The following is a 14,096-nucleotide window of genomic DNA, read 5'->3' as shown; positions in this document are numbered from 1 at the left end:
TATATTTTATATACTTTTTTACTTGTATTTTAAAATATATTTGATATGATTAAATATTAATAAAAGGAGAAATAATATGCAAATAGATGTATCTGCAGAAGTGATTTTATCACAACTTGGATATTCAAAAAGTGATGCTTCAATGAAGCAAGCTGAAAAAATGATGTCTGTTACAAACAACTTTGATAAGTTTTCAAAACATATCTTTTCTTTAAATGACCATTTAAAGAAAATGAATGCATATGTTGGACTATCAAATAAAACTGATTACTTAAAAATTAAATGTGATGAAAACGATGCAAAAGAGATTCTTGAAGAGTTTCATGAAGAAGTTTCACACTGGGCAAATAAGTACAATGTAAAACTTCAACAATTAGATCAAAAACCTATTTATTACATATTAGGAACTCACTAAAAGATCTTTCTATAAAAGTGACAATAAGGCACCTTCTGGTGTCTTTCATAATAGTCTTGATGATACTCTTCTGCTTCATAGAAATGAACTACTTCATATAAACTTGTAGCAACTTGAAATCCCTTTGATGTTAATTTACCAATTAACTCTTCACTAATTGTTTTTTCTTCTTCATCATTATAAAAAATTGCTGATAAATATTGACTTCCTATATCTGGACCTTGTCCATTTGTTTGAGTAAAATCATGTGTTTCAAAAAACTGTATTGCTAGCTCTTTAAATGTAACCTCTGAAGAATCATATTGTACTTTTACTACTTCTAAGTGACCTGTTTGTCCTGTACAAACACTTCTATAATCAGGGTTTGGCATATGTCCACCCATATAACCTGATATAGCTGATTTAACACCTTTAAAGTTTTCAAAAAAATACTCTGTACCCCAAAAACAACCACTTGCAAAATATGCGTCTTTTATTGCCATATAAGTAACCTTTTTTAGTAAAATTATAGAATATGATAGCTTTAAAGGCTTGATAAAAAGCTTTTAATTATATATTTAGCATTAAATACTATAATATAACATGTATTATCACATATAAATTTTATATAATTAATTTGAATAGATTATTTACCAACTAAAGAAGGTTGATATGGCACAATTAATAAAAAAGAATCTATGGGCACTTTTTATTTTTATAACACTTATAGGTTTTACTATTTTATTAACAATTATTTTTACTCTTGCAAATCAAACAATAGAAAAATATAAACAAGAACAAGAGAATATTACTGTTATTACTGCTAATAGTTTTAAATCTTTATTTAATCAATATGATATGCTAATAGATGTAATAGCAACTAATCTAAAACAAAAAAGTTTAAATGCAAAACTTTTTTCAAATAAAATCAAAAAAAACAATCCTGCAATTTCACATATAACTATTGTAAAAAGTAATATCAATAAAAATACAAATCTTATTATAAAAAGAACTATATATAATAAAGAGCATAAAAAAATAGTAGTACCTCTTTCAAAAACTATAAATATTGAAAATAACTACTCATATGAGATTACAATATTTTTGGATATTCAAAAAGCCTTTGGCTTTTTTGTAAATAACCATAAATCAAATGAAAAGCATGATACATTTTTATTTAGAAGTGAAGATAGATACTTCCAATTTGCTCAGAAAAAAGATTTTTTTAATAAAGAGATTTACGACTTACAAATACCTATTGAGCTTGTAAACAAAGGTATTGAGCTAACACAAGAGAAATATGATTTAAGTATTAATTATATAATGGAAAATGAAATTCCAGTAACAATAAAAACGCAAGATAAAAGAAATGTGTTTCATTCAAGTATTTACCTAAATAAATACAAACTTTGGGTTGTAACACAAATGCCTTTTAAAAAAATAGAAAAAGAGTTAATTGAAAAAGCAGTTTTCTTAACAGTTTTATTTATGATTATATTAGGAGTAATCTACTATTTATTTAAACTTATACATAAAGAAGAGAAGAAAAAACAAGAAGCTTTATTCTATCAAGCAACACATGATAATTTGACAGGTATTTTTAATAGATATTATCTACAAAATATAAAAAACTTAGATGATAAATACTCTTTAATCTTTCTTGATTTAGATAACTTCAAAAATGTAAATGATAACTTTGGGCATTTAGTAGGTGACCAATTATTAAAAATGATTACAAACAGAGTTTTGACTTTAATAAATAGTAAAACTGATAAATTTATTAGATATAGTGGAGACGAATTTTTAATCATAACAAAAGAGACTTCAAAAGAAAAACTTGATATTTTTGCACAAAAACTATTAGAACTGATTTCAAAACAGTTTCATATAAATCAATATACTATTAACACAAGTGTAAGTATTGGTATTGCTATAACAAAAGACAAAAAAACTGATTTAAGAGAGATGATTATAAATGCCGATATGGCAATGTATAATGCAAAAAAAAGAAAAAACTCTTGCACTTTTTTTGAAGAAGATATAAAAAGTGAGTTTCTAAAAAAAGCTCTATTAGAAAATGAATTAAAAGCCTCTATTAACTCTGATGAATTCTTTATGATGTATCAACCTCAAATGGATAATCAAAATAGATTATATGCCGTAGAAGCATTAGTTAGATGGAATAATAAGAATCTTGGATTTGTTAACCCTGAAATATTTATAAAATCAGCAGAAGATACTGGTGTGATAAATATTCTAGGTGACTTTATAATCAATACTTCTTTAAAAGAAATAAAAGAGATTCAAAACAAAACAGATTTACCAATAGGATTATCTATCAATATTTCTGCAAAACAATTTATGGAAAAAGAGTTTTTAGAAAAACTATTTGTTGCCATAAAAAACAATGGTTTTGATACTAATTTACTTACATTAGAAATTACAGAAAGCTTATTTATAGAGAATGTAGACCATGTTATTGAAATATTAGAGATTCTTAAAAGCAAAGGAATAAAAATATCTTTAGATGATTTTGGAACAGGGTATTCATCACTTAGCATATTAAAAAAGCTTCCTATCCATGAATTAAAGATTGATAAAAGTTTTGTTGAAGATATTTTAGATAAAAAAAGTAGTGAAAAACTTATAAAAACCATAATCTCAATAGCAAAAGAGTTTGATATGAAAATAGTTGCTGAAGGAATTGAAACTATTGAGCAAAAATCACTTTTAACAAAACTAAAATGTGATTTAAATCAAGGTTACTATTTTAGTAAACCTCTAAAAAAAGATGATTTAGAAGAGTATATCAAAAATAGATATACCCTTTAATATTTATTTCTTCTCAAAATTTAATGATATTGAATTTACACAATGTCTTGTATTTTTAGGAGTAAAACCCTCACCTTCAAAAACATGTCCTAAATGTCCGCCACATGAAGCACAAACAATTTCAACTCTTCTACCATCTGCATCAGGTACTCTTTTTACCGCACCTTGTATTTCATCATCAAAACTAGGCCATCCGCATCCTGAACTAAACTTATCTTCTGATTTATATAAAGCTGCATTACACTTCTTACATGTAAAAACTCCTTCTTCATAAAAATCATTATATTTACCAGAAAAAGGATATTCTGTACCTTTATTTTCTATTACTCTTTTTTCTTCATCTGTAAGGTTATTATATGCCATTTTTAAATCCTTATGAAACTATAAATTTTTTACTAATAATTACTTTATTATCATAAACTATTTTGCCTTCGAAGACATCACCTATTTTAAATTCCCCTACACCTTTAGGAGTACCTGTCATAAGAATATCTCCATCTTCAAAAGATGCAAAAGTTTTAAACTCATCAATAATCTCAAATGGTTTATTTATCATCAAAGGAACACCACCTTTTTGAACTATATTATCATTTATTAAAAGCTCAATTTCTAATTTTGATAAATCCCCATCAAAACTAACAAAATCAGAAAATACTGCTGATTTATCGAAAGCTTTTGCTCTCTCCCATGGTAAACCTTTTGCTTTTAGTTTAGACTGTACTTCTCTTAATGTTAAATCTAATCCAAATGCAACAGCTGAGATTTTATTTTCTTCAATTAAAAAAGAGATTTCAGCTTCATAGTGACAAGAATTATGCCCCTTTGGAAATACTAAACTATCTGAAATAGCTGAGTTAGGTTTAATAAAAAAAACCATTTCATCAGGTGTATCATTATTTAATTCAGCAATATGCTCAGTATAATTTCTACCAATACATACAACTTTTGACGGAAATATTTTTTGTTCTTGTAAAATAATACTATTCATTTATATTTAACCTTTATTATTTAAATCTTTTAACTTATGTTTTGAGTATTTTGTATTTGATTTTTCATACCAAAAAATTGATTTTTTTATATCTTTTTCTATTCCTAATCCATTCTCATATAAATAGCCTAACCAAGACATAGAGTAAGTACTACCTAAATTTGCAGACTTTTCAAACCATAAAAATGCTTCTTTATAATCTTTTTCAACTGCATATCCTTTAGCATAAAAGTAGCCCAATTCTGACATACTAAATCTATCATTTAATAAAGCACTTTTTTTATAAAGTTCAAATGCTTTTTCATAGTTTTGCTCTACAGCAATCCCTCTTTTATAGTAGTATGCTAATTCTCTTAAAACTAAAGGATCTTCTTTGTTTAAAGAAAACTTTGAAAAGTATAAAAAAGCTTTTGAATAATCTTTATTTACACCTAATCCATTATGATAAATTAATCCTAAATGTTTTAAAGAATCAAAATCATTGTTTTTTTCTAGTTTTTCTAAATAGACTAATGCATTTTTATAATCATTTTTTTGTAGATAAATATTAGATAGTTTTTTGATAGAAGTAAAATCATTATTTAAAGCTTTCTTTCTTAGGCAATTAACTTTTTCATCAAAAGATGCTAACTCTTCACAAATAACAACTTTAACTTTTTTTGGAATTTCTACTTTTTTTTCTTCTTTAATTTCTTTATTCTCTTCATTGGCTTTTAAAATAATCTCTTTTTCATTTTTTAAAGAACAAGCCGAAAAAAACAAACATATCAATACTAAAAAAAAGTTTCTCATTTATACTCCTATTTTAAACAAAAGTATTTTATCTAAAAATACTATTATTTAAATGAAGAGTATAGATATTAATATTTTTCTAGTAAATCATTAATAATTACTGAAGTAATTCCCCAAATTACCTCATCATCATATTTATAAACCCAAATTTTATGTCTTTTGTTTCCCCAAGGCTTTTTATATGTATCTGGCAAACCTAACTCTTCGACAGGGAAAAGTATCTCTTTTTCACCATCTTCATTAACTTTAAAAGGTTGTATCTCGTGTGATAAAGTATACTCTAAAGCTTCTGTTTCTTTAAAGAATTTCAATGGAATCAATAAAGTCTTTTCAACTTCATTTTTATCAATATTCATTGTTTTTAAAGCTCTTTTTTTAACAATTGCAACAAAAGACTCAATAACAGCACCAATTGGAGCAACATAAGAATCTAATTGCCCAATTATTTTTATATCTTTAGACTCTATTCCTAACTCTTCATATGTTTCTCTTAAGGCAGTTTGTTCAAAGTTTTCATCAATTCCTTCTTCAAACTTTCCGCCAGGGAAACAAATATCTCCACCTTGTCTAATGTGTGCTGCTCTTTTTTGAAATAATAAATGATACTCACCTTTAATCTTAACAAGGGGAATTAATACAGCTGAGTTAAAAAATCTATCTCTTCCTAATACACCTGGTGTTTCAGGCATATTAGAAACTAATTGTTTTAAATCATCTTTTTTCATATCTAACTCTTTATAGACTTAATAGCTTCAATCATAGTTTTAACTATTTTTCTTAAATCTTCTTCTTTTATAGTATAAGCTACAATCGAATAAATCAACTTTCCAAAAGGTCTAATCCAAACACCTTTAGAAACACAATAATCTTGAATAAATTGTGCATGGGAATCATCTTTTAATTCAATTACACCAATCGCACCTATATTTCTAATGCTTTTAATAATCTCTATATCTTTAGCATTTTCTAATTCTTGAGAAAAAATATTTTGTATATTTAAAACCTTTTCTTCCCAATTTGTTTGCTCTAAAAGATTCAAACTCTCAATAGCAACACTACATGCAAGAGGATTTGCCATAAATGTTGGTCCATGCATCAAAATACCTAGTTTTGAATCACTTATTGTAGTTGATACTTTTTTAGAAGTTAACATAGCAGCCATTGTCATATAACCACCTGTTAGACCTTTTCCTATTGTCATAATATCAGGCTTAATATCTGCCCACTCACACGCGAACATTTTACCAGTATGACCAAAACCTGTTGCAATTTCATCAGCAATTAATAATACATCATATTTATCACAAAGTTCTCTAGCTTTTTTTAGGTATGTGGGATTATAAATTCTCATTCCACCTGCACCTTGAACAATTGGTTCTAAAATAAATCCAGCTAAATCCTTATAGTGTAATTTCATGTTTTTTTCTAAATCTTCAATTGCTTCTTTGCAATCTGCATCAAAACCAATATTTGGAGTTTTTGTAAATACATGTTTTGGAAGGTATGAGCCATAAATAGAATGCATAGAGTTATCTGGGTCACAAACACTCATGGCAGCAAGAGTATCACCATGGTATGCATTTTGTAAAGCTAAAAACTTATATTTTTTTAATCCTTTAGCTTCTTGATATTGTATTGCTGTTTTTAAAGCAACTTCAACAGAAACAGAACCACTATCACATAAAAAAACACTATTTAAACCTGTTAAATCTACTAATTTTTTAGATAAAACAGCTGCATTTTCATGTGCTAAACCACCAAACATTATATGGGGCATAATTTCAACTTGTTTTTTTAAAGCTTCATTTAATTGTGGGTGATTATAGCCATGAATAGCACTCCACCAAGAGCTCATAGCATCAATAAGTTCTTCTCCAGTTGATAAAAAGATTGAAGTCTTATCTGTTCTCTCAACGGGAAGTAATTTAGTTCTTGAAGGCAATGAATTATAAGGATGCCAAACATGTTCTTTGTCAATATCTAACCAATTCAATAAAAATCCTATTATTTAATATTAAATTGATTATATCCTAATCCAAATTATCATCATATAATATTACACTAAATTCAGCACCTTTATGTTTCTGATTTTTATATTCAAACTTTTTATTTGTAACATCAATTAAACCATTCATATATTTAGAAATGATTTGATCACACATATAAAGCCCTATTCCCGTACCTGTTGAGTTATGCTTAGTTGTAAAGTATGGTTCAAAAATTTTATCCATAATTTTTGGTTTAATTCCACCTGCATTATCTCTAATTTTAACTACTGTTTTATTTTTTCTTTTTTTAACTTCAACAAAAATTACTCTATTTTCTTCAATATTTGAAACTAAAGCGTCTTTCGCATTATTTAAAATATTAATAAATACTTGAATAAATTCTGTCTCATGACCTAGAATCTCCACATTCTCAAGACTTCTTATAACACTTATCTTCTCTTGTTCAAATTTTGAGTTTAATAAATTAATAGTTTTCTCTAAAGTATCAGCAATATCAAATAAAACTTTTTCATCTTGAGGCTTAAAGAAATATCTAAAATCATCTATTGTATGAGATAAATAATTAGATGAATTTATAATACAATCAAGAGTATCAAAGAAAAATTTATCATCTAAATCATTTACTTCTTTTTTAACTTTTATTCCACTTGCACCTGTACTAATTACAGATAATGGTTGTCTCCATTGGTGAGCAATATTTTCAAGCATCTCTCCCATCGCTGCCATTTTAGATTGTCTTGCTAGAAGTCTATCTTTTTTAAGATTTTCCTCTACTTCTTCTTTAATTCTTTGCTCTAATGTTTCATTTATTTTTTGCAGTTCTTGAGTTTTTTCTTCAACTTTTTTATTAAGCTTTTCATTTAGTTTTTTTAATAAATTTTGTCTATAAAGTAATAATGCAATTAAAATAGCAATAACTAAAACTATTTTAAATAAAAGTGAGTAATCAAACTCTTTTTCATATTGAATATAAACCCATTTATTACTAAGTTTTTCAACTTTTTCTTCATCTAAAGTATTTACAAACTTACTCATTATTTCATAAAGAGTAATATCATCTTTTTTTACACCAACTCTTAAATTGATTTTTTCATCAATCTTACCAGAAATTTTTATTTGAGATAGTAAATCTTTTTGCATTACATGCCATGCTCTACCCATTGAAGTAATTACACCGTATAGTTCATTATTATTTACTAGTTCTAAACCTTCATTAAGATTAGGCACTTTTATAAAATCAATATTAGGGTATTTTGGTTTTAAAGTTTCATATAATGAAAAACCTTCTGGAATACCAACTTTAACACTCTTTAGACTCTCTAAATTCTCAATAAATGGTTTATCATCTTTAGTCATTAAAACAGTTGGAATATCCACATAAGAGTTTGTAAAATTCATAAATGATTTTCTATCTTGCGTAAGTTGTGTAGTTGGTATAATATCACACTTTTTGCTTCTGATTAATTCTAAACTGTGATTAATATTTTGAGCTTTTATATATGTAAAAGGTATTTTTATTTTCTCTTCAAATACTTTTATAAAATCTGCTGTAGCACCTAAAATCTGATTATTTTTAAAATCACTATATGGCATAGCATTTTGAATAATACAAGTTTTGATTGACTCTTTATTTTTTAAGTATTCTTTTTCTGTTTTAGTTAATAAAAGTTTATCATCTTCAAAATATATGAAATCTTCAAAATCTATTACATTTTTTGTTAATCCCATAATATTGTATAAATCATAAATTCTTTGTAGTTTCTCTTTTTTGATATGTCCTAATTTCTTAGTATTAAAATAAGATAGTTTCTTTAACTCTTTACCTTCATAAATAAGCTCTTCCCTTGAAAGTTTTTGAGAGTTGTATTTCTCTAAAATCAACTCAACACTCTCTTCTATATTAGAATAAGCATATTCCCAACCTTTTAAAGAAGCATTTTTAAAAGCTATAACAGTATCTAAATCATTTTGAATCATAGATTTGCTAGTAAAAAGCAAATCACTGTACATATCAAATCCAAATTTTTTGGGATCAAATACATTATATTCTATACCTTTTTGTTGTAATTCAAAAGGTGATTTTGAAATATATGCTGATATTACATCTGTATTTTTATTAATTAGGTCATTTATATTATGAGTATGTTTTATAAAGTTAAGCTCTTCAAGTCTAACATTTTTAGATCTAATCATAGCTTTCAATGATACTTCACTAGCATCATCAATAGTAGTCATTATAGTTTTATTTTTAAAATCTTCAATACTATGAATTCCAGAATCTTTGGTACTTACTAAAATAAGTGGCGTTGATTGGAAAAGCGCATATAAAGCTACAATATCTGCACCTTTAGATTTATCAAGAATTAAAGTTTCTCTACCTACAGCAAAATCAAACTTTTCTGATGCAACATCATTTGGAATATCTAAACCAAACTCAAAAGGTTTTATGGTCACATCTAAACCAGCTTCTTCGTAAAAGCCTTTGTTTTTTGCCATATAATACCCAGCAAATTGGAATTGGTCAAACCAAGATAACTGAATAGTAACTTTCTTCAATTCCTTGGAAAACAGAATATTTTGAGAAATAAAAAAGATAAAAATAAAATAGAATACTCTTTTAAACATATACAATCCAACTTTTTTTCTTGAAGAAAGCATTATAACAAATAATGTTTAGTTTATCTGCCTAAATTAGGGAAATAGTATCAATTTTTCAAAAAAATATAAATAAAAAAATTTATTAAGTATATAAATAACATATCATTTTTTTATCATACGATTTAAATATACTATTAACAAAAAATTAGGAGTATTTTCAATGGAACATCAAGACTTAGAGCTTAAACATATAGCAACTGTTGAGGATAAAAGATATTTTATTTCTACAATTAAAATGCACGTAAGACACTCTTGGCTAAATCAACACAACAATGTTTTTGTATATGAAACAATGATTTTTAAAAAAGAAGATGGAAAAGTAATTTACCATGAGCCTGTATACAATAAAAGATACAATAGTTATGAAGATGCAATTAATGGTCATCAATATGCTGTTGAAAATACATCAAATATAATCAAAGAAGGTATTCTTTGCTAAATTCATAGGTTTAACCTATGAATTTATAAAAAAACTACTATTAAATAACCTGCTATAAAAAGCCATAAAAATAGAATAAATGCCAATATAATAGGTTTAATTCCAACATCAATAATCTCTTTTAATTTAGTATTATATCCCAAAGCAAACATAGCCATAGCTAATAAAAATAAATCAATCTCATTAATTATATTAATTGTAGCCGAACTTAAAAGATTTAAAGAGTTAAACATAATAACTACTATAAATAAAATGGCAAACCAAGGAATTAAAACTTTTACTTTCTCTTGCTTTTTATTTACAAAAGTTAAAGCAATAAAAATTAAAAAAGGTGCTAAAAGCATAACTCTAATCATTTTAGTAACTACTGCATTATCTGCTACTAATTCACTATTGATACTATTTGCAGCACCTACAACATGTGCTACTTCATGTAGTGTTCCACCTAGAAAAATAGCCATTTTATACTCATCTAAAGATAATAGATTCATATTATAAATCATAGGATACAAAAACATTGAGATTGTTCCAAATAAAACTACAGTAGAAATAGCAATACTAGTTTTATAAGCTTTATTTTTCAAAACTGCTTCTGTTGCTAAAACAGCTGCTGCACCACAAATTGAACTTCCAGCACCAATTAAAATAGCAATTTGTTTATCTATTCTTAAAAACTTAACGCCTATTATATATGAAATAAAAAAGGTACTTATTAATATAATCAAAGCATATAAAAATGCATCAAACCCTACATCATATAAATCTTGAAATGTTAATCTAAAACCATAAAGAACAATAGCAAATCTAAGTAGTTGCTTAGTACTAAATAATAAGCTATTTTTAGATTCTATAAAATTGTATTTAGTAAAAATATTTGATAGTACCATTCCAAATATTATTGATATTATCAAAATAGAAAAACCTAAACTCTCTAAAAATGATATTTTAGAAATAAAAAAACAAATTAATGTAAATAGAAAAATAAAAAACATTCCCTTATAAAATTCAAAATCTTTTAAATAAAGCATTAAAACTCCTTTTAATCTTGACCTAATTATAAAGGTTTATTTTTAATTTGTAAAATTAATTAATTTTGCTATAATTATAAAAAAATTTTATAGGATTTAATTTGATAACAATAAAAGAGCTAGATATATTTTTTAAACTTTGTGAAGATTCTCATATATCAAATCTAGCAAAACAAATAAATATGACACAAGCAGCAATTTCTTCAAGTCTTAATTCTCTTGAAAAAAAACTTGATGAAAAACTATTTGATAGAGTTGGGAAAAGGCTTGTGTTAAATGAAAGAGGAAGATTATTTAAAGAGTACTCATATAGTCCATATTTAGAGCTATTATATAGCACTGAGCTATTTAATAATGAAAAACTAAAAGGAAACCTAAAAATCGCTTCAAGTAAAACTTTTAACTGTATTGATTTATCTTTATATGTATATGATTTTATTTCTAAACACAATGTTCAAATCACAAAACTTTCAAGTAATACTAAACAGATTATTCAATCTATCGTTGATTCAAGTATTGACATAGGATTTATTGAAAATGAATTTAATGACCCGCATATCATAAAAGAAAAGCTAAGTAATGATGAACTTATTGTTGTAACTGCTAATGAGAGTTTAAAAGAAAAAGACTACTTTATTGATGAGCTTTATGAAATGAACTGGATATTAAGAGAAAAGGGTTCAGCAACTAGAGAAATATTTTTAAATAAAATTCCTGATGCCTCAAATATTAATATAGCCATGGAGATATCAAACTTTGATGAAATAATCAAAATTCTACTACACGACAAAAATAGTATAACTTGTATCTCAAAACTTGCTATTCAAAAAGAGATTGAAGAAGGAAAACTATTTGAACTTGAAATGAAAAATATTGATTTCAAAAGAGAACTATTTATGATATATCATAGAGATAAATATAAAAGCAAACTATTTTTAGAGTTTAGTTCTTACATAAAAGAGTGTTTTTATAAAAACTTTGATCATTAATTACAAAATAATTACGGTTACAAAATGGTAACATAAAAATACATATTTATTAAGTAATAAATTGTCATTATTCCACGAACATAATTTTAAAGGATATATATGACATTTATTCCCGTTTCAACACAACTTTTACAAGCTGTAAAATCAGACAATGTAATGAAAGTTGAAGAGCTAATTTTAAACTCTGATTCAAAAAGAGAATTGATTAAAGAACATGTTTCTATAAATGGTGAGGAATCACTTTTAAATCTTTTACCAAAATTTAGAAGTAGAGGTTTAGTTTTAAATATTCAAGCATTGTTAGATAGTTAAGAGTGAGGAGTTTCTTACTCTTAGAGTTGTCAAAAGAAAGATTCAAAAGAACCTTTCTTTAACTATTAATGTAAGAAGTGTCTAACACCTGTAAAGTAAAGTGCCATACCGTGCTCATTTGCAGCTTCGATAACTTCGTCATCTCTTACTGAACCACCTGGCTCGATTACACATTTTACACCAGCTGCTGCTGCTGCGTCAATAGAGTCTCTAAATGGGAAGAATGCTTCAGAAGCTAGAACTGAACCACTAACATCAATACCCATATCTTCTGCTTTTCTAAGTGCTGCTTTTGCTGCATCAACTCTAGAAGTCATACCCATACCAATAGCTACAACTGCTGAATCTTTTACATAAACAACACAGTTAGATTTAGTACCTGCTGCAACTTTTACAGCAATTTCCATATCTTTTTTCTCTTGTTCAGTTGCAACTCTTTCAGTTTTTAATTCAGCATTTTTAACTTCATCCTCACCTACTACATCAGAGTCTTGGTAAACAAATCCACCATCAACAATCTTAAAGTTAAAGTCATCATTTGCTAAGTCAAGTTTTTGTGTACCTTGCTTAAATAATTTTAATCTTTTTTTCTTGTTGAACTCTTCAATTGCTTCTTCTGTAAAATCAGCAGCAAATACAACTTCTAAGAAGATTTCATTCATCTTAGCAGCTAATTGTCCATCAACAACACCATTAACAGCAACTACTCCACCAAATGCAGATACAGGGTCACATTTTAAAGCTTCAGTATAAGACTCTAATAATGTATCTTTAATAGCAAATCCACATGGGTTACCATGTTTTACAATACATACAGCATTGTCATCACCAAAGTTAGCAGCAATTTTTGCAGCTCCTGAGATATCACCCATGTTATTAAATGAAGCTTCACCTTTTACAGGGATGAACTTTTCAGATAAGTGCTTATCAAACTCATATAATGCACCTTTTTGATGTGGGTTTTCACCATATCTAGTATCAAATACTTTTTCACCAACGATGAATTGTTTCTCACCCATTCCACCATTGAATCTTTTATTCATGTAGTTAGCAATCATAGAGTCATAAGCAGCTGTATGCTCATAAGCTTTAATCATCATATTTCTTCTAAATTCAACTGTATTTGTATCATTTTTTAAGTTATTTAAAACTACATCATAGTCAGCAACATCAGTTACAATAATAACTGAATCAAAGTTTTTAGCAGCAGATCTAACCATCGCAGGTCCACCAATATCAATGTTCTCAATGATTTCTTCAAAATCATCAGTTTTTTCAATAGTAGCTTTGAATGGGTATAAGTTAACACATACTAAATCAATACCTTCAACACCTAACTCTTTTGCTTGGTCTAAGTGTGATTGCTTATCTCTTCTATGTAAAATTCCACCATGAATATATGGGTTTAAAGTTTTAACTCTACCTTCAAAACACTCTGGGAATTTTGTAACTTCATTTGCTTCGATTACTGCAATTCCAGCTTCTTTTAACTTATTATAAGTTCCACCAGTAGAGATAATCTCATAACCTAAAGATACTAACTCTTTTGCAAAGTTTTCTACACCACTTTTATCACTTACAGATATTAATGCTCTCATTTAAATTCTTCCTTGTTAAATTGTAAATATTAATGAAATAAAAAAAGCCAGACTCTA

14 protein-coding genes are annotated in these 14,096 nt (G+C 26.5%); 5 read left to right on the top strand and 9 right to left on the bottom strand.

The genetic code is table 11. The features are described from left to right. Window positions 1-76 precede the first annotated feature (76 nt). On the top strand, window positions 77-415 hold the full coding sequence (locus ACH5BF_RS12190) for a hypothetical protein (protein WP_423274521.1): 339 nt from the start codon (window positions 77-79) through the stop codon (window positions 413-415). On the opposite strand, the gene msrA is transcribed toward ACH5BF_RS12190, so the two are convergent. Beyond that, a complete protein-coding gene (gene msrA, locus ACH5BF_RS12185; protein ID WP_423274520.1) occupies window positions 412-897 on the bottom strand; it encodes a peptide-methionine (S)-S-oxide reductase MsrA in 486 nt (161 codons plus the stop codon). The two genes, ACH5BF_RS12190 and msrA, sit on opposite strands and share 4 nt — an antisense overlap. Window positions 898-1,066: 169 nt before the next feature. Between msrA and ACH5BF_RS12180 the strand changes: the two genes are divergently transcribed. Beyond that, window positions 1,067-3,226 carry a putative bifunctional diguanylate cyclase/phosphodiesterase gene (locus ACH5BF_RS12180; protein ID WP_423274519.1) on the top strand — a complete coding sequence of 720 codons (2,160 nt, stop codon included), beginning with the start codon at window positions 1,067-1,069 and terminating at the stop codon, window positions 3,224-3,226. Between the two features lie 3 nt (window positions 3,227-3,229). On the opposite strand, the gene ACH5BF_RS12175 is transcribed toward ACH5BF_RS12180, so the two are convergent. From ACH5BF_RS12175 to ACH5BF_RS12150, 6 genes are all read right to left on the bottom strand, one after another. Next, the gene (locus tag ACH5BF_RS12175) at window positions 3,230-3,589 is read right to left on the bottom strand and encodes a methionine-R-sulfoxide reductase (protein WP_423274518.1); all 360 of its coding nucleotides are present in this window, start codon (window positions 3,587-3,589) and stop codon (window positions 3,230-3,232) included. Between the two features lie 10 nt (window positions 3,590-3,599). Next, a complete protein-coding gene (locus ACH5BF_RS12170) occupies window positions 3,600-4,214 on the bottom strand; it encodes a fumarylacetoacetate hydrolase family protein (RefSeq protein ID WP_423274517.1) in 615 nt (204 codons plus the stop codon). Window positions 4,215-4,220: 6 nt separating this feature from the next. Beyond that, window positions 4,221-5,006 carry a tetratricopeptide repeat protein gene (locus ACH5BF_RS12165; protein WP_423274516.1) on the bottom strand — a complete coding sequence of 262 codons (786 nt, stop codon included), beginning with the start codon at window positions 5,004-5,006 and terminating at the stop codon, window positions 4,221-4,223. 68 nt (window positions 5,007-5,074) lie between these two features. After that, complete coding sequence (locus ACH5BF_RS12160; RefSeq protein WP_423274515.1) at window positions 5,075-5,731, bottom strand: NUDIX hydrolase; 657 nt, start codon at window positions 5,729-5,731, stop codon at window positions 5,075-5,077. A 2-nt stretch (window positions 5,732-5,733) separates the two neighbouring features. Continuing rightward, on the bottom strand, window positions 5,734-6,999 hold the full coding sequence (gene bioA, locus ACH5BF_RS12155; protein WP_423274514.1) for an adenosylmethionine--8-amino-7-oxononanoate transaminase: 1,266 nt from the start codon (window positions 6,997-6,999) through the stop codon (window positions 5,734-5,736). A gap of 37 nt (window positions 7,000-7,036) precedes the next feature. After that, window positions 7,037-9,571 carry an ABC transporter substrate-binding protein gene (locus tag ACH5BF_RS12150; RefSeq protein WP_423274513.1) on the bottom strand — a complete coding sequence of 845 codons (2,535 nt, stop codon included), beginning with the start codon at window positions 9,569-9,571 and terminating at the stop codon, window positions 7,037-7,039. 262 nt (window positions 9,572-9,833) lie between these two features. Between ACH5BF_RS12150 and ACH5BF_RS12145 the strand changes: the two genes are divergently transcribed. Further along, entirely contained in the window at window positions 9,834-10,112 is a 279-nt protein-coding gene (locus ACH5BF_RS12145) for a hypothetical protein (RefSeq protein ID WP_423274512.1), read from the top strand. Window positions 10,113-10,135: 23 nt separating this feature from the next. Here ACH5BF_RS12145 and ACH5BF_RS12140 read toward each other — a convergent pair whose 3' ends face one another. Further along, window positions 10,136-11,140, bottom strand: a complete 1,005-nt coding sequence (locus tag ACH5BF_RS12140) for a YeiH family protein (RefSeq protein ID WP_423274511.1) — start codon at window positions 11,138-11,140, stop codon at window positions 10,136-10,138. 101 nt (window positions 11,141-11,241) lie between these two features. On the opposite strand from ACH5BF_RS12140, the gene ACH5BF_RS12135 reads away from it, so the two are divergent. Then, window positions 11,242-12,129 carry a LysR substrate-binding domain-containing protein gene (locus ACH5BF_RS12135; RefSeq protein WP_423274510.1) on the top strand — a complete coding sequence of 296 codons (888 nt, stop codon included), beginning with the start codon at window positions 11,242-11,244 and terminating at the stop codon, window positions 12,127-12,129. Window positions 12,130-12,228: 99 nt separating this feature from the next. Continuing rightward, a complete protein-coding gene (locus tag ACH5BF_RS12130; RefSeq protein ID WP_423274509.1) occupies window positions 12,229-12,441 on the top strand; it encodes a hypothetical protein in 213 nt (70 codons plus the stop codon). A gap of 65 nt (window positions 12,442-12,506) precedes the next feature. Here ACH5BF_RS12130 and purH read toward each other — a convergent pair whose 3' ends face one another. Continuing rightward, window positions 12,507-14,039, bottom strand: coding sequence for a bifunctional phosphoribosylaminoimidazolecarboxamide formyltransferase/IMP cyclohydrolase (purH, locus tag ACH5BF_RS12125; RefSeq protein WP_423274508.1), 1,533 nt, complete (start codon window positions 14,037-14,039; stop codon window positions 12,507-12,509). Between the last annotated feature and the right edge of the window lie 57 nt (window positions 14,040-14,096).

The sequence above is a fragment of the Arcobacter pernae genome (assembly GCF_049472135.1).
Lineage (GTDB): Bacteria > Campylobacterota > Campylobacteria > Campylobacterales > Arcobacteraceae > Arcobacter_B.
Note: the sequence above shows the minus strand (reverse complement) of the source record. Positions and strands in the feature narration are given on the sequence as shown.